Raw genomic sequence first — 20784 nt, forward strand, 5'->3', positions numbered from 1 at the left:
TCAAAAGAGACCTTCTATGGAAGGTCCCTCAGATCTTCAGTTCAATGAATCACGATTACCCGTTATCCTCATCCTATGATTCACACGGGCATGATATGCGCGATTCCTCGTTTAATACAGACGATTACCACTCATAAATGTATCTGTCTTCCCTTGAAGCTTCGCTAGCCGTTCCAATACCTGTGACGCTTCGGCTACCGTCACTTTGCGTGCAGGCATGAATCTTCCTTCAATCGAAGGAAGCAATCCCAGCTTCAAACTCAGGGAAACAGCACCCTTACTCGTAATGGCACTGGCATCCGCAATGTTGGGAAGGTCCGATGGCAACGTGTAGAATCCGGCAAGCTTCTCATAGCGTAATATACGTACGAGCAGCACAGCCAATTCTTCACGGGTCATCTCTTCTTGCGGATTCAGATTCTGTTCAGGGTCCGCTCCGGCAAGCCAGCGCTGATCGATTAGAACCTTGATCGCCTTATAATACGGGCTATCAGGTGTAACGTCGGCATACAGCTTGTCATCCCCGTCCCCACTATAGTACATATCCATATTTGGATTAATTGCTCTTGCCAAATAGTTAAACCAGTCACCTCGTGTGATCACACGATCCGGGAATACACGTCCCTGCTCATCCGCAAGCAACACGCCATGTTGTGTCATATTACGAAGAGCTGCTTCCGCCACATGACCAGAGATATCCGTAGGTTCAGCCTTGACTGCAGAGCCTGTGTCCCCGTATAACAACGTCCACTCGCCTGTGTTAGCATCCAGCACTTCATAGTTGCCGTAGATCAAATTCTCATCTCGTGTAGGCATATAAGCTAGGTTAACTCCCACCGGGACGACTTCACCGCTGTTCATACCCCATCCACCGTAACGGGAATACGCCAGAACCAGCTTGAACTCTTTCAGATAAATTGCCTTTGCCTCTTCGTAACTGATGGCTGGTTCTTTCTCTGCTGGCAGTTGTTCAGGCGTCGCGGCAATACGCGTATAGAATTCGTTAACCGTTCCGTTGTTCAGCACCTGTACTTGTGCCGTGTCATCCTTAACCGGAATTCCGTTCAGATAACGCTGGAACATAAAGGTACGCGCATCATCTACCTCAATAACGTTAGATAGGCGGAACTGCTCCGTTGCATCTGGAACTAGCGCAATGACCGTGTCCATCGCCAGTTTCTCAGCCTGCTTGCGGGTTACCCATTTGCCTTCCTTCTCTTTAGCTGGCTTCTCCTGCTCCATCTCTGGTCCCATTCGTTGCATCATTGTATAGCTGTAGATCTGTCCAGTAACTGCATCCACCTGAGCTGAGATATCCCGCATGAACATATAGGACATATTGGCACTTCGATCGCTCCAGCTCAGACTCCATACCTGATTGTTCGGACTTGCATATAATCCCTTGCTTAACTGGCTGTGCTCCAGCTTGTAGCCCTTAGGAATATCAAAGTTCGTAGCCACCCGATTGGCGGCCTGCTGTACATTTAACCTCGTACCATTGGCCGGGACAAAAGGAGTTACATCGCCTTTCAGCTTCGTATCCTGCTCTAAAGAATCTTCATCCACAGCTTTACCGGTTAATGTATTAATCCGTTCCAACGTATTGGCTTCAATCGGAACGATACTAATATTCTTTGGTGTGTAGCCAAGGTAATACTGCTGGCCTTGTTTGGAAAACAGACGATCTTTGGAGATATAAGCCAGCTCCACATCGAACTGTTCTTCAAACTGCTGTCTCGCCTTCTCTTCCGAAGCTGCCGGTTTCGATGAAGGATACTTAGCTGAGGTAGTACCTCGTGAGTAACCTGTCACCAAACCACTTTCATCCACATTGATGTAGACTGTCTCTGCGTCAGATAATAACCCGTCATGCTTCAACTGGTAACCGTATCGATACTCTGTTCTGCCAAATAATGACTGTTGTTCGATGGAAGAATACAGATTTCCAAGCGGAGCATACTCTGTATCTTTCAGACCTGGAATCGCTTGGTACAACAGGGCCACGGCCTTCTCTTCGGCTTCAGCTTTGGTTAGCTTAACTTCCGATGCCGAGACATGCTTATCCATGACATCCGACGGCAAATGTACACTTAACACTTCCCCTGTGCCTGCATGTACGGTTGCACTGAATCCTGACGTATGATTGCCTTGCGTGATCTGGAACCCGATCTCCCATGCCTTGTAGTCTGGCGGTGGATAAGAATTAGGTGAATCGAATCGTGCAGATGAAATCATTGCTTTCTTTAACAAAGGAAATAGCTTCAGTATATTTTCACTGGCTTGCCTGGATGAGATTTTCGCTCCCTCGGGCACGTCATTGCTCGTTGCGTCTAGTTGTTCATTTTCCCCCGTTGTCGCTTCGGTCAACTGTTCTGCTTGCGCGGCTGATGCGCTGCCTGCAAAACCTGGTGTTTGCGAAGCAAGTAACAGTGTTGCCATCGCTGCCGTTGCAGCTTTCGCTGTGAACATTTTGAAACGTACATTAAACTTCCAATTCAAACTCAAATCTGGACCTCTCCCTTCAATTTCATACAAAGATGCATAGCAAATAACCTCGCATGAATATTGCCAGTCTATTCTATGATACCATAAGCTTCCTTTTTAATGGTCGTTTTCGGGGCAATTTTACAAATGTGAATTTCTGCATATTGTTCATAACAACAAAAAAACGTCAACGACGTTGGCGTTTTTCTGTTAGCCTGCACTCTTATGTAGGCTGATTCTACTCGGTTCAACTGCTCGCAATAGTGGAATCGTTCGACTTCGCCCCACCTTGGACATGGGTTTGCAAAAATGGAATAACGGTATCCCAGAAAGCAGGATCTTCCTCGGAACAACTGTGTCCTCCGCTGTTGACCCATAGATGTTCCACAGGCGGATCGGCTTTGGACATAAAATATTCAAGCTCACTCGGAGGAATAAAATTATCTCCCTTGGAGTGCACCATCAGCATCGGCAGTTGCATCCCCCTGCGACGTTCATTCAGCATCATCACCGGGTCACGTTGACGATAGGATTTCAGAGATTCACCCAGTCGCCAGAACCAGATTCTCGGAATTAACTGGGCCAGTGGAAACAGGGGCAGACGCCGGCGTCTCAGCTCTGAACTGACAATAACCTCAAATTGCGATGGCATCGAGTCCGTAATCACTGCTGATACAGGAATGCCTTCCGTCACCGCAAGAATCGTGCCCAGCCCACCCAAAGAATGTCCAAGCACACCGATGGCATCCGGATCGATCTCTGGTCGTGCGGTTGTATACTGCAATGCCGCCAGCAGATCATCCCGGAACAAATAGGCAGATGCAGCACGAACCGGATCACTGGCCCCGTGGCTGCGGACATCATACATAAACAGGGCATATCCTGCTTCCCAGATCGGCCGTGCATAACGAAGAACACGGGAGCGATTGGAGCCCCAACCATGGGCAATAATAATGAGCGGCCATGGTTTCGGAATGTCCGCTCTGGCCGGGATGAACCAGCCATGTACCCGACCTCCACCACTGTCGAAGGTCACATCTTCAAATGGCATTGGAGGTGTCAGGGTGATTGGAATCTTCTTGGGTGTCTGGCTCTTCACCGCCGCTTTCCATAATCCACCTGCCGTTACTGCGGCCACGGCGAGCATGCCGCCAATCATTGTTTTAGCTTTCACAGGGCATCTCTCCTCTCCGAATTCTGGCATACATCCATCATAAAACAATAGAATGAACGGCACATTAAGCGACATCGGTTTTTATGATAACGATTGATCCAACAATTGATATAAAGCTAAAAAGCTACCTTCATATATACCCAAATATACATATTTCTCCTCTGTGGCTGAAGCCTAGGCTTCAGCTGCTTCCACAAATCTCCGTGCGCAAGCTGCAATCTGCTCATGATCTCCTGCGGCAAGGGCTTCTCGTGGCAAAAGTGCACTTCCCAGACCCACTGCCGCTGCGCCTGCTGCATAATAATCAGCTATATTCTCCAGTGTGGCACCACCTGTTGCCAGCAGCGGGATGTGGTTCAGCGGAGCTTTAATCTCCCGCAGATACGGAATGCCCAGACTCGCCATTGGAAACAGCTTCACAACTCGTGCTCCCGCTTCATGGGCAGCGACAATTTCCGTGGGTGTCATGGCTCCAGGCCAGATCTCGACACCATGTTCTACAGCATATTCAATTACAGACAGATCGACATTGGGGGACACCAGGAATTGTGCTCCTGCAGCGACCGCTTCCTTGGCCATCTGTACATTCAGTACCGTACCAGCTCCAACATAAGCCTTCCCTTCATGCCGCTCACGCCAGTCTGCAATAATATCATGTGCTCCAGATGTGTTCAGTGTGACTTCCATCAGTCGGATTCCACCACCTGTCATACCTTGTCCAGCTGTTACTGCCGCTTCACGGCTTATACCGCGCACAATCGCGACCAGCCTCGACTCCAATAGTACTTCCGTTAGATTCATATCCAGTTCCCCTTGCTTCATCAATTCGGCAGCCGAAGACAAGTAATCATGTTCACCGCTTTTCCGTTACTATTATTGTAAAGCATATCCTCCCCTGGATGAAATACATTAATCCATTTCTGAAGTGAATGAGTGTACCAAGGACACTATGAAGTATTGTCATCACAACGCAAAAAACCTCTCCATGGAAAACGGGATTGATTCACCCATCCAACTCCACGAAAGAGGCAGCATTCGGTCGAAAATACTAAGCGTTTTCCAACACGTTATCCTTCTCCAAATCTTTAAAGTAACGGTCATTATATAACATGCTCGGATGCGTTGGATGATAGGCAAGTGCGATATCATTATGTTCCCGGGCCTTCGCACGGTTGCCCATCCGGTCATAACACACACATAGTTGCAGATGTGGCATCCAGGTCCAGGCTGCTTCATTCAGCACCACCATGGGATCGTCCGGACGTACAGCCCGAGTGGCCTGTTCGTACCAGAACAGCGCTTTGCGATAATCTTCACGGTCGGCAAAATACCCACCCAATCGGCAGCAAATCTCGGCTCTCGGTAAATCATACGCAAACGATCGGAACAACGCAGATACCTCCTGTTCCGGACGTTCACGCGCGGCTTCACAATCGGCAATTTTCTGGCAAGCAGCGATCTGATCTTCCACCCAGCCCAGCCCGGTATCCAAGAACTTCTCATAGTACTTTACCGCATCCTCATGCTGTCCATGGTCCTTCAATTCATTGCCAAAATAGTACAAATCACGCGGCGAGAAATCCTCTCCGGCCTGCTCCCTCTTACGATAGATCCGCAGATTCCGATCCGTATACTCCTTATCTTTCTTATGGGTAACCGCTATATCACTATGCAGCAGATTCCCTGCTACATCCAGGTATTCATGCACCGCACCAATCCAGCGAAATTGCCGATCCCGACGCACCAGGCGATTCCGGCGCAAGCTGTAGGCTACTTTTCCATCTGCCGTGAATGACAGATTGTAATCCATCGTAACACTATCGACAGCAGGGTCCAGCGAACGTTTCAAGGCGATCAGTTTCGCCCGATCTTCCGGTTCGAACACATCATCGGCATCTAACCACAGAATATATTCGCTCTTCGCCTGATCGAAGGCAAAGTTACGTGCTGCTGCAAAGTCATCCACCCATTCAAAATCAACGATACAATCCGTATATCTGGAAGCGATCTGACGGGTACGATCCGTTGAACCGGTATCAACGATCACAATCTCATCGGCAATGCCGTTGACCGAGTCCAGACATCTGGCGAGGGAAGCTTCTTCATTTTTCACAATCATACACAGGGTAACGCTGATCGTCTCCTCCCCTCGTCTGACCCTGCGGTTAAAGGCAGATACCCCTGGCAGCTCAGACAGACGATAGATGTGGTAGGCCGGAAGATGTGTATCGACGAACAAACGAAATCCCAGTGCTTGAGCACGGATGCAGAAATGACGATCTTCGCCCCAGAAGGATACATTCGGAATCTGGTCATAGGAAACCCCTGCTGCCAGAACATTTTTGCGAATGAGCGTACATGCCCCCAGCCCTCCAACTTCGTAGCAACCCGGGACACGCAGCTGATTCAGAAAAGCAGTCGTTTGCGCCCCCTCGTCTTCCGCCTCGTTCCCGGCTGATGATTTACCGCCGCGGCGATACAAGGCATACTCATCCTGCAGCCATACCTGCGGCATTTCTCTAGCCCCCGGCTGCCATCGGGTCCAAAAAATATTGGATACAATGTCTTTGCCGCTCGATACGAGTTGCTCCAGCGTCCGCGGATGCAGCACCAAGTCAGAATCAATAAGAAAAACCGCATCGTAATGGTTGTCGCGTGCATATTGCAGTATGCCATTTTTCAAACCAGCTACACGCCAAATCTGCTCATCCCGCCAATAGTGTCCTCCCTCATCCTTGGTGTACACCCCTTTGTTGTCGGGACTACCACCGTCAAGTTCATCTGCTTGAATAACCGTCCCTTCATGCTGAATCACAAATTCACGCAATATATTCGATGCAGCTTCTTCCTCGTTATCGTCTACAAACAGATAGTCCGTCTTCACCGTTGTTCGTTCCAGTGCATGCAGAGAATCCAGAAATTCACGGAGCACCGGAGTTGTCTGGCGAACCGGGCTGGCGATCAGTATTCTTTCTTGCCCAAGCGCTTCAAGATTTTCCGAATGGCGGGTTTCTTGCGATTTAGCAGAACCTCTGGACGGTCGATTATTATTCTGGCTCTCTTTCTGGTTCTCATTTTCGCTCTCATGTTGCTTCTCATTCTGATTCTCTTTTTCTTGGGAATTCGGCTCTATTTGAGGTTTGGATTCTTCTTGCGTTTTGCGTAACGGGTCTTTCTTCAACGTGCTCACTCCCCCTCTCCTTATTCGGACCATACCAACAGTCGTGGCTCTTGATCCAATATCGATTCGTACTGTTCCTTCCAACCGTATCTTGCTTCAGGGTCCAGTGTTTGATAGCGTTCATATTTGCGGATACGGTCTTCTTCCCGCGCCCAACCATAGTGCTTCACCCGGGGAGCATGGCAGCCATAGGACAGATGCTGGATCGTTAACGGAAAACGACCACAATGCTGAGGGGTTTCTTTCCATTCATAACTCATTTCCGGGTGATATCGAATTAAGAATGGTCGATAATAGGCATGCGCCTGCCAGAACTCATCTTCCCGGTAATGCGTCTCACTCCACATATCAAACAATCTGAAATAGATCGCATCTTCCTTGCCACTGAGCAGCAGATCCCGTACCAACCCAAAGTCACTGGTTAGAATCTCATCCGCATCCAGATTCAAAATCCACTCCGGATTGGTCGCCACCGTCTCTTCCCATTGTTGTTTTCTCAGGCTTACCTCGTCTGCAAAACGTGAAGCAGCGTTCTCCACCAATACGAGTGGAATACCGTCCAGAAGTTCCCTGCACAGTGCGACCGTTCCATCCGCGCTTCCGTCATCAATGATTACTGCGCGATCAATCCAGGGACGATGTGTCTCCAGAGCCTGCCTGAGATACCGATTCTCCTCATTACGAACGATCATCGACAAGGTGATATGTGGTCTTCCAAGCTCCTCATGTTCATCCAAAGCTTCACCCCCATGCTCAAGCTTCTACCTACTAAAATCGTCGGACACCCTTGATGCCTGGACGAATCACAATCCTCTATTTCCAATCTATGCAGAGCCAGAATGCGGATATGCAGGCCAAGAAAACCTTTCATGAGATTAATCCGGATGAACGACAAAGAAAGCACCCGCCTTCGCGGATGCTTTTAGTGTAATCCCAAGATTAATGTAGTGAAGTAAATGAATTAACGGTATTCAGCCAAACGATCATTGAGACTACGTGTCTGTCCATAGACTTCCTGGTACAGTGCGAACAGTCCATCATAAACGGCAACCGTTTCCGGGTTCGGCTCATAGGACTTCGCTGGACGAATAAACGCCGTTGCACATTCCTGCAAGGACGGGAACCAGCCACAGCCATAAGCAGCCAGCATCGCTGCCCCCATCGCAGGACCCTGTTCGCTCTCCAACTTCACAATCGTGGCGTTGAAGACATCCGCCTGCATTTGCAACCAGGCTTCATTTTTGGCACCACCACCAATGGAGATGACTTCATTGACGGTTTTACCTGCACCACGCAAAATATCAATGGACTCGCGCAGCGAGAAGGTAATGCCCTCCATCACCGCACGTCCAAAGTGCTCCAGCTTGTGTCCTGCATCCATACCGATGAAGCTGCCACGGATATTCGCATCTGGATGAGGCGTACGCTCCCCAACGATATACGGTGTGAACAACAATCCGTTGCTGCCGGCCGGAACCTGATCAATGCCCTGCAAGAGCACATCAAATGATTTGTCCGCTGCAAATGTATCCTTGAACCAGGACAGGCTGTATCCTGCGGCAAGTGTTACCCCCATAATATAGAAGGCATCCTTCTCGCCGTGATTAAAAAAGTGTACTTTACCTTCGAAATCGAGATCTTTACGCTCTTCGTATGAAAGCACAACACCGGACGTTCCGATGCTGCACATCGTCTGTCCTTCACTCAGAATACCTGCGCCAATGGCACCGCATGCATTGTCCGCGCCACCTGCATATACTTTCGTCGCAGCCGCCAGACCCGTTTGGTCCGCAATCTCAGGCAGCAATGTTCCCACTTCCTCAAACGATTCCACAAGACGTGGACAGAGGGAGATCGGCAGCTCGAATGCTTCTGCAATCTCGTTGCTCCACTGCTTGCCTGCAACGTCCAGCAGCAAGGTACCCGCTGCATCCGAATAATCCATAGCGTAGTCTCCGGTCAAGCGATAACGAACATAGTCTTTTGGCAACAGGAACAAGGATGCTTGCTGTAACAATTCAGGCTCGTTCTCCTGAACCCACAGAATTTTTGGCAATGTAAAGCCCTCAAGGGCACGGTTCCGGGCAATGTTTAACAGCTTGCCGTCCAGCACTTTTTCGATGCGACGGCACTGAGCCGTTGTACGTGTATCGTTCCACAGGATTGCATTACGCAGCGGTTTACCTTCTGCATCCACCAAGACCAGTCCGTGCATCTGACCGGAGAAGCTCAACCCTTCGATTTCCGAAGGCTTTAAGCCAGACACTTCCAGCAATTTGCGCAGGGAAACAATCGTCTGCTCTACCCAATCTTCTGGATTTTGTTCACTGTATCCAGCCTTGGGCTGGTACAACGGGTATGCCTCGGATGCTTCAAATGCCACTTTCCCTTCACGATTGACCAACACGGTTTTGACCGCGCTGGTTCCAAGATCGACACCAATTACGTAACTCATAGGTTAACTCCTCTCGTTTATCACAAATTATATCCACGAAAGATCCAAACACGCATGAAAGTCACTCCGTGATCAGAAAACCCTTGGATCGCCGTTACCCCCGGATTTCCTTTAATTCCTTTGAGAAGGGAGAAATCCGGGGATAAATGCGCACGCTCCGCTTCCTCGGGTCCTTTCTGCTCACTCCGTTCTGTATGCATGATCCTGGACACACATGGATATGAAACGAGTAAAACGTACTCGTTTCTGTAGCAAATAGATTGATCCAATGACCTTGATCCGTCATTGGTTATTAATGAAACCTCTCAATTGAACATGTAACCACTCCGTGATCAGAGAACATTCAGGTCCTTTCTGATCTCTTCGTTTAGCATGCAATTATACATTTATATCAAAAATTTAAAAACCGCGTTGTTTGTTTAATCAAAAAAACCGCCCCGTCTTCCCATGGGAAAGTCGGGGACGGTCCGAATGTCATGCTTGTTCAGGCGTTCCATGGTACAAGCTAATCTTGTGCATAGGCAAGCTTGGATACTAATGTCCAACCACATATGAGTAACCATCGGTTGTCGACGTACACCCACCCTGCCTAATCCGATATTAGTCAGCCAGGATGTACTGGTTGAGTTGTGCTCTCAGCAATTCCTGACGTCCGGATTGGTTTTTGCGTGGGTTTTCGTTGTTCAGCGCGTACTCTGCAAGGGAAGCAAGTGTTGCTTTACCTGCAACCACATCTGCACCAATGCCTTCGCTGAAGCTGCTGTAACGTTTTTCGATAAAGTCATCGAACACGCGATCTTCGATCAATTTCGCTGCTACTTTCAGACCTTTCGCATACGTGTCCATACCTGCGATGTGTGCCAGGAACAGATCGTCGGCTTCGAAGGAACCACGACGTACTTTTGCGTCAAAGTTCACACCACCACGGCCGATACCGCCGTTTTTCAATACTTCATACATTGTCAATGTAGCATCGTACATATCAACCGGGAATTCATCCGTATCCCAACCGATCAACATATCGCCTTGGTTCGCATCGAGGGAACCGAGCATGCCGTTTGTACGAGCTACGCGGATTTCGTGATCGAATGTGTGACCAGCCAGTGTAGCGTGGTTCGCTTCCAGGTTGAGTTTGAAGTGTTTGTCCAAACCGTATTTTTGCAAGAAAGCAATGGAAGTTGCTGCATCATAATCATATTGGTGTTTCGTTGGCTCTTTTGGTTTAGGCTCGATCAGGAATTGTGCGTCAAAGCCAATTTCCTTCGCGTAATCTACAGCCATGTGGAACATGCGAGCAATGTTGTCTTGCTCCAGTTGCATGTCTGTGTTCAGCAATGTGTCGTAACCTTCACGACCGCCCCAGAAGACATAGTTTTCAGCGCCCAGACGTTTACCCACTTCCAGACCTTTCTTGATTTGTGCTGCAGCGTGAGCATACACGTCTGCGTTACAAGTGGAAGCTGCACCAAACATGAAACGTGGGTTCGAGAACATGTTCGCTGTATTCCAGAGCAATTTTTTGCCGCTGGATTTCATGTGGTCTTCAATCAGATCAACGATAGTGTCGATGTTGCTGTAGAACTCACGCAGGTTGTTGCCTTCTGGTGCGATGTCCACATCGTGGAAACAGAAGAACGGGAGATTCATTTTTTCCAAAAATTCAAATGCCGCTTCTACGCGTACTTTCGCGAGATCCAGACCCGAGTATTTATCCCAAGAACGAACAGCTGTCTCCGCACCGAACGGGTCACTGCCGCCTGCAGTTAATGTATGCCAGTAAGCCATACCGAAACGGAAGTGTTCTTCCATCGATTTGCCGGCTACCACTTCTTCCGGATTATAATGTTTAAAAGCAAATGGATTCTTGGAATCTTTACCTTCAAATGCAATTTTATTAACGGATTCAAAATAGGCCATGTGTAAAATGCCTCCTCAATAGTTTTAAAGAAATCGTTTACACCGTTATCCTATCACATCGATTATACTTTGTCTATTGGTTAAACAAAGTAAAAATAAAAATGTTTTTTACAGGTTTGTTTACGCTATAATAGTCGAATAACTTGTTACGGATGTGGGTCAGAACCCTTTTATCAGAAGAATAGGAGTGCCTTAACGATATGAAAATTACCGGAGACCAGATGCTGGTCAAAAAAATAAACAAGTCGATCGTTCTCGATACGATCCGGCGGCATGCCCCTCTCTCGCGCGCACGGGTGTCCGAGGTTACGGGGCTGAACAAAGCAACGGTATCCAACCTGGTTGCTGATCTGATCAGTGATGATCTGGTGCAGGAGATTGGCCCTGGGGAATCCAGCGGGGGGCGCAAACCACTTATGCTGCTGTTTCGAGGTACATCGGGATATGCAGTCGGTCTGGAACTCAGCGTGACCCATTTGAAAGGCGTACTTACAGATCTGGAAGGTCACATCATTACTGAGTACGCAGTGACCTTGGAACACCATGACGTGTCCTCTGTACTGGAGCAATTGAAATTAGCGGCGCAACAACTCATTGAAGCAGCTCCTCCTTCCCCTCACGGTGTCATTGGCATTGGCATCGGAGTACCCGGCATGGTCGATGAGGCAGGAACGGTCCTGTTTGCACCCAACCTGGGGTGGGAGAAGGTAGCTCTTCGCTCCATGCTTGAAGAAGAATTTGAACTGCCTGTAACCATCGATAATGAAGCCAATGCTGGTGCCCACGGAGAGTTGAATTTTGGGGCAGGCATCGGTGTCCGTCACATGATCTACATCAGTGCAGGCATGGGTATTGGTTCAGGCATCATGGTGGATGGTGAATTATACAAAGGAGCGTGGGGTTACGCTGGCGAAACAGGCCACATGTCCATTGAAGCGGAAGGTCTGCCCTGTTCCTGCGGTAATCGTGGCTGCTGGGAGTTATATGCATCAGAAAAAGCCTACGAGCATCCGGAGCATCAGCTGAAATTACCTGCTCATACCACCCGAGAGCTGATTCATTATGCGGAGCAAGGCCACGAGGAGGTTCAGGAATTATACGACACGATTGGACGAAAGCTGGGGATCGGCATTACCAATATCGTGAACAGTTTCAACCCGGAACGCATTATCATTGGTGGTCCCCTCTCCGAAGCTGGTCCCTGGATTGAGACAGCCCTAAAACAAGTTGTTGAGGAGCGAACATTACCTTATCACCGTCGTAGTCTGCAGATTGAATGGGCAGCTCTGGGCAGCCGTTCCACCCGTGTGGGTGCCGCTTACTCTGCGATATCCCAGTTTTTAGGTAAAATTAGGGTATCCGTCTAATAACAGATGAAAATTGACATCATTTCGCCCCATTTCCTCCCTTTTTGTTAAAGAAATCCAGATGTATAATGGGGTTATGTGATTTTTGTCATGGCTGTGTGAATACAGCTGTGTTAATTCCGATAACGAAACGGAGTGAAAAAAGCGTGACCTACGTGGATACTTCAGATATCTCGGCGCAAATGTTTGTCACCGTACTCCTGTTCCTGATTGTGCTTGCGCCCCTGTTCAGCCTTGGCATACTCCGATTGTTCCAGAGCAAAAAGAAGGCTGGTTTCATGTACATGCTGTCAGGATTGCTGGTGTATGTTGTATTTCAGACTTTTATGAGTATTTTTTTCTAGATCATATTCTGCGTTTGCACAAAAAACCGTACCCCATCGGGTACGGTTCTTTCTATATCCTAACGGCTCGCGAAAACCGGAATTGCATCGAAACTTTATTCAATACATCATGTCCAGATGATCAGCGTATTTTTAAGCGTCCAGCGCTTTGGCGAATTGGGTTTTGTTCATACCCAGAATGCGGTGTTCACCGATTACAGTCAAAGGCACGGCACGTACGCCCATGTCCCATACTTGTTGTGCAAACTCATCACTAGTCTCAATGTTGCGCTCTTCGTAAGAGATACCTTTGTCAGCCAGGAATGTTTTTACGGATTTGCAGTTCGGGCAGTTCGTTGATGTATATACAATTACGTTTTCCATGTTTATTTCACCTCATATGGTTTTATATTAATCTATAGTTTGTTTAGGGTCAGCTCATTTTATTACAGAACGACTGTGCTATGTTCCAGACTCTCAATGTATTTCTCTGTGTCCATGGCAGCCATACATCCGCTACCTGCAGCTGTAATCGCTTGTTTGTAACGTGTATCCTGAACGTCACCACATGCGAACACGCCTGGAATATTCGTCTCGGATGTACCCGGTGTAGTCAAGATATAACCGTGTTCGTCCGTAGTGATCTGTCCACCAAGGAATCCAGTGTTCGGTGTGTGACCAATGGCTACGAATACGCCGCTTGCCGGAATCACTTCTTCTTCACCTGTTTCGTTGTTCAACACTTTGAGCCCTGTCACGCCGTTATCGCCAGCAAGTACTTCGAGTGGTGTACGATTAAGAGCCATTTCTACTTTTTCGTTGCTGCGTGCACGATCCTGCATGATTTTGGAGCCACGCAGTTCTTCACGACGGTGTACCAGCGTTACTTTGGAACCGAAACGGGACAGGAAGCTTGCTTCCTCAAGAGCAGAGTCTCCACCGCCAATGACGATGATCTCTTTGTTACGGAAGAAGAATCCATCACATGTTGCACATGTGCTGACACCACGGCCCACATTCGTTTCTTCGCCAGGGATACCCAGGTATTTGGCAGATGCGCCTGTAGACAAGATCAACGTTTCCGATACGAGCTCACCCATACCTTCAACTTGAATCTTGAACGGACGCTCGCTCATGTCGATGTTGTTCACCCAACCTGTGCGGAATTCAGCACCGAAGCGTTCTGCTTGTTTGCGCATGTTGTCCATCAGTTCAGGACCCATAATGCCATCAGGGAAACCTGGGAAGTTCTCCACTTCAGTCGTTGTTGTCAGTTGGCCACCAGGTTGTGGTCCTTCAATAACGAGTGGGTTCAAGTTGGCACGTGCCAGATAGATTGCTGCTGTCAGCCCTGCAGGGCCTGTTCCAATAATAATTGATTTATACATGTATAGTTCCTCCCCCGGGTTCTGCAAAAAGGTTGGCCCTCCGGCATCAAAAGCTTGGGCTTTTGCATACACTAGAACGAAAAGTCTATATCATGTCCACAAGACCTGCCTGTGAAATGACAATTGCCCTATGCAGAAACGGAATTCTAATTTATAATCATTCTAATCTGTTGTTCATTATGATCTCTTTTATGTACGGTGTCAATGCTCGGCAGCGATTATGAAGAAGTCTTCATCAGGAGGGAAAATCGAAGCATGAACGATGCACTCATTGGCAGTTTTATATCAGCCATGTCTACCGGCCTAGGGGCTGTACCGATTCTATTTATGCGTAAAATATCACACCGTCTGCGTGATATCTTGCTGGCCTACGCCGCAGGTATTATGACCTCGGCTTCAGTGTATAATCTCATTCCGGAAGCGCTTGGCCAATCGAACCTTTTTGTACTCGCATTTGGTATTTTGCTTGGTAGTCTGGTTCTACTGGTGCTGGAGATGAAGATTCCACACGTCGATCTGGAGAATCCCGAGAAAATGCCTTTCAAAATTGAAGCCAAGGCTTTCATGATTATTGCAGCCATCACCATGCATAACCTGCCAGAAGGGTTATCCGTTGGAGTCAGCTATGCAAGCTCGGATGAGAACCTGGGCAATCTCATTGCCTTCTCCATCGGATTGCAGAATGCGCCGGAAGGATTCCTGGTGGCCCTTTTTTTAGTGAATCAGAACATTGGCCGCTTCAAAGCGCTAGGTATTGCCACCCTGACCGGAGCCGTAGAGATTATTACAGCTATGATTGGTTACACATTAAGTAGTCTCGTAGCCGGTCTTGTCCCTTATGGTTTGGCTTTTGCAGCCGGGGCCATGATGTTCATCGTCTATAAGGAACTCATTCCCGAAAGTCACGGCGACGGCAATGCACGTGTGGCGACGATGTCTTTTTTACTCGGACTCATCACGATGATCGGTCTGACCGAACTGTTCTAATTGCAGAACGAATACTTACATTACAACCAGTAAGGCACCCCTTATAAGCACAACCTAAAGAACCCGAGCGAAACAGTCCAAGACCGTCGACCGGGTTCTTTATTTAGCCATAAATGAAGATTCCATGAAATTAATGGGATTGCCTGTCAGAGGCATTACTCCCTCTTCTCCTATCCTCCTCAATTCTGATTACCGCAACAGTCTAAGGCCATTCAGAATAACCAGAATTGTACTGCCCTCATGACCTACCACACCCAGAGGCAATGCGACATCTTGAAGAAAGTTACCCGCAATTAAGGCCAGAATAACCGTAATGGCAAAACACATATTCTGCTTTACCGTACGCTGTGCTCGCCGAGCCTGCCCAATCACCCACGCGATTTCTTCAATGTTGTCGTTCATCAGCACCGCATCGGCGACCTCCAGTGCAGTGCCGCTCCCCGATAACCCCATGCCCATACCAACCGTTGCCGCCGCAAGTGCCGGCGCATCATTAACTCCATCCCCTACCATCAGCACAGGACCATACTGTTTGCGCAGTGCATGTACCTGCTTCACTTTATCTTCAGGCAACAAGTCTGCATAGACCATGCTTACTCCTGTTTCACGCGCAATCACAGAAGCAGATCTGGCCCGATCACCTGTTAACATCGCAACCTGTACACCCATCGCTTTGAGCATTTTCACTGCTGCTGCTGCCTGAGGACGAACCGTGTCTCGCATAGCGATCAGTCCGACTATTTCACCATCTGCCATAACAACCGATACGGTTTTCCCTTCCCCCTCAAGACGGGAGCATACATCCCCCCATACTGAAGATACGTTCACTAGGTTAACATCATGTTTACCTAGATCCCTGTTGCTGTCTTTCATCTCCTCTGACTGCATTGATTCCATTACATTTGTTTTACCGACTCTCCAGACCACACCGTTTATAGTTCCTTCAATGCCCCAACCTGTCATAGCCTGCACGTGCTCCGCTTCCTGAAGAGTAATGTTCTCCTTGTTTGCCTGATCTACAATGGCACGAGCCAAGGGATGCATGGAGAGACTTTCAATTGCCGCTACCGCAGATAATAGTTGCGTGCGATCTACGCTCTCAACAGTTAGAATATCAGTGACTTGCGGGGTGCCCATGGTCAATGTACCTGTTTTGTCAAAAGCCACAACCCGCGTCCGAGCCATATTCTCCATATGGGCACCTCCCTTGAAGAGAATGCCACGGCGGGCACTACTGGACATCGCGGACAGCATTACAGGCATGATGGAAGACACCAGCGCACAGGGCGAAGCAACAACCAGAAATACCATCGCTTTGTAGAATGCCTCATTCCATGTCCAGCCGAGCAGCAGCGGAGTTCCTGCAATCACAAGTAAGGTCACACCTACAACAATACGTGCGTAAATCCCTTCAAACCGCTCCATGAAACGCTGGGAATCCGGCACTTCCGCCTGTGCTTCTTCCACCATTTTAATGATTTTGCCGAACAGTGACCCTTCAGCCGATTTTGTGACCTCTACGTATAAGGCGCCCTCCCCGTTTACCGTACCTGCATAGACTTCATCCCCCGCAACTTTGTCCACAGGCAGAGATTCTCCGGTGATTGACGACTGATTGATAAAAGAACTCCCCCGGTACACTACGCCATCCGCAGGGATGAGTTCTCCCGGTTTGACCAACAGCAGATCACCCGGCTGCAGATCATCAATAGCCACGAGGTTCATCTGTCCATCCTCAATACGCAGTGCAGTCTCTGGCTTGAGCGCCAGCAACGATGAGATATCCTTATGACTGCGCTCGGTCGCATAACTTTCCAACGCACCACTGAGTGCAAAAATAAAGATAAGCATCGCACCTTCGTTCCAGTAGCCGATGGCTGCTGCCCCAAGTGAAGCGGCAATCATCAGCAGGTTTACATCCAGATCACGGTCCTTGACCAGTGTCTCGATGCCCTCCTTCGCTTTGGTCCAACCGCCAACGGCATATGCCACAATGTAGAGCATGATGGACAATGTACCAAAATACGGCGCAGTTCCCCAGGCAATCAGCATCAAAATCCCACTGCCCAATGCAGATTGCATCTCTTTGTTCTGCAACATGGCTCTGAAATTGGGCTTATGCCCCCGGTTCGGGCCTGGTGTATTCGAAGACCGCTGCTCTGCTTGTTTCTGTCTGTGTAGAGGTTGATGTATCGCTTGCATATAAATCACGTTCCTTTCGAATGGGTTTGAGCGCAGATGACATGGCTATTACCCGTCGTATTCTGCTTCTCGAATTGAAGTTGTATTGAGAATGAGAGCCATTGTTAATGCCCTAAAAATGACACATGCTGCTGCGGGAATCCCGCAGCAGCATGGTTTTCTAATGATTTTCAAATCATTCAGACTGAGAATGATAATCATTTTTGTGCTTATGCAATTATTTTTACCCAATACAACTTTCGCTTTATTATATGTCTGTGCCCTGTATTTGTAAATGGGTATTTCCGAGCAGTTCATAGCATATTTTAAGGAACTACCCTTCTCCACGAGGCGGAAGAGTATCTCGTTTAATATGAGGATCGTAGTTAGCGACGATAAGAATATCCATATGTCTTGCAGTGCGCAGTAATTTTTTGATCATTGGAGATCCCCCAAAACGTTTCCATACGGGACGGTCACACTGACCAATAATAAGCTGGGTAGCATGATATTCATTTGCTCTGGCTACAAGGACATCTGCAAGATTATTCGAGCGAGCGGGCGATACAACTTCAAAGCTCCCTCCAAGACGCAGCACCAGGCTTTCCAGACTCTCTTTTTTCTTCAATTCCTCGTCATTCATCACTTCCCGATGATGTACATATGTGACGATCCATTGTGCCTTGAGACGAAAAGCCGTTCTAAAGCCTCGTCGGATTAGCCGCTCTGCATTGGAGCTCAATTTGACGCATACGAATATGACCTCCTGTTTGTTCCATGGTCCACGCAGTGAACTTCTCCGCTCCCATACTTCCAAACGCTCATCCACATCGTCGGCAATTTCTCGGAGAGCCAATTCTCTTAGAGCAATTAAATTTCCGATTTTAAAAAAATGCCCCAGCGCCTGATCTACTTTTTCCCGGGCATATATCTTACCTTCCTTCATTCGGATTTGTAACGCCTGTGGTGCCACATCGATAAGCTCAACCTCGTCCGCAAGACGAAGAATCGAGTCTGGAACGGTTTCTCTGACACGCACTCCTGTAATTTGCTCCACTGCATCATTTAAACTTTCCAAATGCTGAACATTAACGGTAGAAATGACTGAAATTCCGGCATCCAGAATTTCAAGGACATCCTCATATCTCTTTTTGTTGTTACTCCCAGGCACGTTAGTATGAGCTAGCTCGTCGACAAGTACCAGTTCAGGGTTTCGCCTAATGATGGCTTCGGTATCCATTTCCTCAAGTTCTGTGTGTGAGTATCGTCTTTTCGCACGTTCGATTATGGGTAGACGATCTACCTGTTGGAAGGTTTCTGCTCTTCCATGAGTTTCCAGAAGACCTACTACAACATCAATGCTCTTCTTTAAGAGATGATTGCCCTCTCGCAGCATAGTGTAGGTTTTGCCGACTCCGGGTGCAGCACCAATCAGAACCTTGAATCGTCCTCTCCTGATTCGTCCAATTTTTTCATTCACCTCACGTGAGTCCAATCGTTGATATAAAGGGTTTGTTTTTGTACTGGTCATTCTGGCAGGCAGAATACGTTCCCCATGATGCTCCGCCTGATCAGCAACCATAAAAATGTCCATATTTTTGGACTTGCTCAAAATGTCATTAACAACGGAGCCTTGCCAGAACTCCTGCCCTCGCGATTGTCTGGAATGGCCCAACATGATTCGAGTAACATTATGTTCAAGCGCATACCGAACAAGCCGGTCTGCTAATCTTCTCCTTGAATGGAGTGGCAATTCCTCCAATGTTGCATCCACCTTTTCAACAAGCTTAACTAGCGATTGTTTAAAGGCTGTCTGCTCTTTCGTAAGAGGTTGCTTCTTGCTAGTAAAGGTAACGACAATAAGCTCGCCATTTAATCGTTTGGCCACCTGTTGGCCGCGCCTCACATAGATGGAACTGTTCCAATGATATTGCGTCAACACCAAAATACGCTCTGCCACTCCCGAAGGACCTAGCATCCCCATTTGCTCACGGTGCTTCTCCAGTGAATCGTTTACTCCTTCTGCTACAAGCCTGAGTGCCAACTCCCGCAGCACGCCCAAGCTCCCCCGTTTAAACAGTGAAGCATTCCTGTCGTTGCGTACATGACCTTCCGAGAAGCGTTGTAATAGAGTTTCCGGGGTAACATCAATTAATCGGATTTCGTCAGCAAGCTCCAATGTATCCATTTTGACCGTTTCTTCGACCTCAATGCCCATGTACTTCTGTGCGAGTTCCCTTACCCCTTCCAATTCATATACATTTACCGTTGTCAGTACACTGATTCCATGACTCAGTAAGAAATGGATGTCCTCTAACCTTGTCTGACGCTCCGCACCTGGCCGATTCCTGTGAGCCAAGCCATCCACAAGGACTACCTCCGGATTTCTCTGAATCAAAGACGCAATATCCAGATCCTTTTTTTCCACTCCACCACTGTTCCAGTGGATACTCGGGACCCGCTCCAGCAGACCCATCTGTTCAACCGTCTCCGGTCGCTGTAAAGTAGACACTGCACAAATTACGACATCGACGCCTTGCTGCTGGAGCGCTGTTCCTTCCCGCAACATGTGATAGGTTTTGCCTGAGCCACTTACAGCTCCAATAAAAATTTTAAACCGTCCCTGATGCAGTTTGGAAATAGATAATAATATTTCTTCAGGGCTTTTCCTTTTGAAGTTTTCCACTGCTTCTCCCCCTCCTTAAACAAAAAGACCCGGCAAGAATATCCTGCCGGCCTTAGGCTCTGATTAGTTCCGTCCCGCTGTCTTTTGTATATCAAGGTTCAGAAGCAGAACATTGACTACGGGTTCTCCAAATATACCTAACTCTCTGGTTTTTGTATGTTTTACTACTAATTTAAGGAGCTGATCTTCCGATATCCCGGTACTTTTACTAATTCGCGGAATTTGAGCTTCCGCAGCCTCTATACTGATATGCGGATCAAGCCCAGAGCCTGAATTCGTAATCAAGTCAATTGGCAGATTTGAAATCGGAACATCCGGGTTTTGCAATTTCCAGTCTTCCACTGCTTTTTTTGTCCGATCCAGCAGATCCGGATTGGAAGCAGCATAGTTGGGAGAGCCAGAAGAATCCGCATTATATTCGATGCTGGAGACCCGTCCATGAAAGTAGCCCGGATCGGTAAAGTTTTGTCCGATGAGTTCAGAGCCGATAACCTCATGATTATCATTATAAATCAAACTTCCATTCGCCTTATCGGGCATAACTGCCTGGGCGATTCCTGTTACAACCAATTGATACATTAGAATGATAAACATTACTATAAAACTTGTTCTTAATGTAACCGTGATTGTTTTCACTTCGC

Annotated in this window: 15 protein-coding genes and 1 pseudogene; 3 read left to right on the plus strand and 13 right to left on the minus strand. The window is 48.0% G+C overall.

Annotation, left to right across the window (positions count from 1 at the left end):
• Positions 1-111 precede the first annotated feature (111 nt).
• From AC1S8V_RS25500 to xylA, 8 genes and pseudogenes are all read right to left on the minus strand, one after another.
• Complete coding sequence (locus AC1S8V_RS25500; RefSeq protein ID WP_482071260.1) at positions 112-2505, minus strand: S-layer homology domain-containing protein; 2394 nt, start codon at positions 2503-2505, stop codon at positions 112-114.
• Positions 2506-2731: 226 nt separating this feature from the next.
• The gene (locus tag AC1S8V_RS25505; RefSeq protein ID WP_482071261.1) at positions 2732-3658 is read right to left on the minus strand and encodes an alpha/beta hydrolase; all 927 of its coding nucleotides are present in this window, start codon (positions 3656-3658) and stop codon (positions 2732-2734) included.
• 174 nt (positions 3659-3832) lie between these two features.
• Entirely contained in the window at positions 3833-4459 is a 627-nt protein-coding gene (locus AC1S8V_RS25510) for a bifunctional 4-hydroxy-2-oxoglutarate aldolase/2-dehydro-3-deoxy-phosphogluconate aldolase (protein WP_482071262.1), read from the minus strand.
• 247 nt (positions 4460-4706) lie between these two features.
• Positions 4707-5777 carry a glycosyltransferase gene (locus tag AC1S8V_RS25515; RefSeq protein ID WP_482074585.1) on the minus strand — a complete coding sequence of 357 codons (1071 nt, stop codon included), beginning with the start codon at positions 5775-5777 and terminating at the stop codon, positions 4707-4709.
• Positions 5778-6218: 441 nt separating this feature from the next.
• Positions 6219-6872 (minus strand): annotated as a pseudogene (locus AC1S8V_RS30515) (glycosyltransferase family 2 protein); the annotation flags it as partial.
• Positions 6860-7576 carry a glycosyltransferase gene (locus tag AC1S8V_RS25520; protein ID WP_482071263.1) on the minus strand — a complete coding sequence of 239 codons (717 nt, stop codon included), beginning with the start codon at positions 7574-7576 and terminating at the stop codon, positions 6860-6862. The gene AC1S8V_RS25520 and the pseudogene AC1S8V_RS30515, both read right to left, overlap by 13 nt.
• Positions 7577-7800: 224 nt before the next feature.
• Positions 7801-9294 carry a xylulokinase gene (gene xylB, locus AC1S8V_RS25525; protein WP_482071264.1) on the minus strand — a complete coding sequence of 498 codons (1494 nt, stop codon included), beginning with the start codon at positions 9292-9294 and terminating at the stop codon, positions 7801-7803.
• A gap of 600 nt (positions 9295-9894) precedes the next feature.
• Positions 9895-11211, minus strand: a complete 1317-nt coding sequence (gene xylA, locus AC1S8V_RS25530) for a xylose isomerase (protein WP_133387161.1) — start codon at positions 11209-11211, stop codon at positions 9895-9897.
• Positions 11212-11411: 200 nt separating this feature from the next.
• Here xylA and AC1S8V_RS25535 point away from each other — a divergent pair, with 200 nt between their 5' ends.
• Positions 11412-12578 (plus strand): ROK family protein, encoded by a 1167-nt coding sequence (locus AC1S8V_RS25535; RefSeq protein WP_482071265.1) that lies wholly within the window; start codon positions 11412-11414, stop codon positions 12576-12578.
• A 146-nt stretch (positions 12579-12724) separates the two neighbouring features.
• Positions 12725-12922 carry a hypothetical protein gene (locus AC1S8V_RS25540; RefSeq protein ID WP_017692236.1) on the plus strand — a complete coding sequence of 66 codons (198 nt, stop codon included), beginning with the start codon at positions 12725-12727 and terminating at the stop codon, positions 12920-12922.
• Positions 12923-13054: 132 nt separating this feature from the next.
• Here AC1S8V_RS25540 and AC1S8V_RS25545 read toward each other — a convergent pair whose 3' ends face one another.
• Together AC1S8V_RS25545 and trxB are read right to left on the minus strand one after the other, a co-directional pair.
• Complete coding sequence (locus AC1S8V_RS25545) at positions 13055-13285, minus strand: glutaredoxin family protein (RefSeq protein ID WP_036668031.1); 231 nt, start codon at positions 13283-13285, stop codon at positions 13055-13057.
• 62 nt (positions 13286-13347) lie between these two features.
• Entirely contained in the window at positions 13348-14289 is a 942-nt protein-coding gene (trxB, locus tag AC1S8V_RS25550) for a thioredoxin-disulfide reductase (protein WP_482071266.1), read from the minus strand.
• 255 nt (positions 14290-14544) lie between these two features.
• Between trxB and AC1S8V_RS25555 the strand changes: the two genes are divergently transcribed.
• Positions 14545-15276: a ZIP family metal transporter gene (locus tag AC1S8V_RS25555; protein ID WP_336764765.1), complete on the plus strand. Its 732-nt coding sequence runs from the start codon at positions 14545-14547 to the stop codon at positions 15274-15276.
• Positions 15277-15465: 189 nt separating this feature from the next.
• On the opposite strand, the gene AC1S8V_RS25560 is transcribed toward AC1S8V_RS25555, so the two are convergent.
• From AC1S8V_RS25560 to kdpC, 3 genes are all read right to left on the minus strand, one after another.
• Entirely contained in the window at positions 15466-17478 is a 2013-nt protein-coding gene (locus tag AC1S8V_RS25560) for a heavy metal translocating P-type ATPase (protein WP_482071267.1), read from the minus strand.
• A gap of 313 nt (positions 17479-17791) precedes the next feature.
• The gene (locus AC1S8V_RS25565) at positions 17792-20143 is read right to left on the minus strand and encodes a histidine kinase (protein WP_482071268.1); all 2352 of its coding nucleotides are present in this window, start codon (positions 20141-20143) and stop codon (positions 17792-17794) included.
• Between the two features lie 63 nt (positions 20144-20206).
• Positions 20207-20779 (minus strand): potassium-transporting ATPase subunit KdpC, encoded by a 573-nt coding sequence (kdpC, locus tag AC1S8V_RS25570; protein WP_482071269.1) that lies wholly within the window; start codon positions 20777-20779, stop codon positions 20207-20209.
• Between the last annotated feature and the right edge of the window lie 5 nt (positions 20780-20784).

Source organism: Paenibacillus sp. B46(2026) (genome assembly GCF_056786355.1).

What these genes read in the sequence shown, in the direction of transcription:
- AC1S8V_RS25545 (WP_036668031.1), bottom strand. Translation starts at nt 13,285, where the DNA reads ATGGAAAACGTAATTGTATATACATCAACGAACTGCCCGAACTGCAAA.
- xylB (WP_482071264.1), bottom strand. Translation starts at nt 9,294, where the DNA reads ATGAGTTACGTAATTGGTGTCGATCTTGGAACCAGCGCGGTCAAAACC.
- trxB (WP_482071266.1), bottom strand. Translation starts at nt 14,289, where the DNA reads ATGTATAAATCAATTATTATTGGAACAGGCCCTGCAGGGCTGACAGCA.
- AC1S8V_RS25560 (WP_482071267.1), bottom strand. Translation starts at nt 17,478, where the DNA reads ATGCAAGCGATACATCAACCTCTACACAGACAGAAACAAGCAGAGCAG.
- AC1S8V_RS25515 (WP_482074585.1), bottom strand. Translation starts at nt 5,777, where the DNA reads ATGATTGTGAAAAATGAAGAAGCTTCCCTCGCCAGATGTCTGGACTCG.
- xylA (WP_133387161.1), bottom strand. Translation starts at nt 11,211, where the DNA reads ATGGCCTATTTTGAATCCGTTAATAAAATTGCATTTGAAGGTAAAGAT.
- AC1S8V_RS25510 (WP_482071262.1), bottom strand. Translation starts at nt 4,459, where the DNA reads ATGAATCTAACGGAAGTACTATTGGAGTCGAGGCTGGTCGCGATTGTG.
- AC1S8V_RS25555 (WP_336764765.1), top strand. Translation starts at nt 14,545, where the DNA reads ATGAACGATGCACTCATTGGCAGTTTTATATCAGCCATGTCTACCGGC.
- AC1S8V_RS25535 (WP_482071265.1), top strand. Translation starts at nt 11,412, where the DNA reads ATGAAAATTACCGGAGACCAGATGCTGGTCAAAAAAATAAACAAGTCG.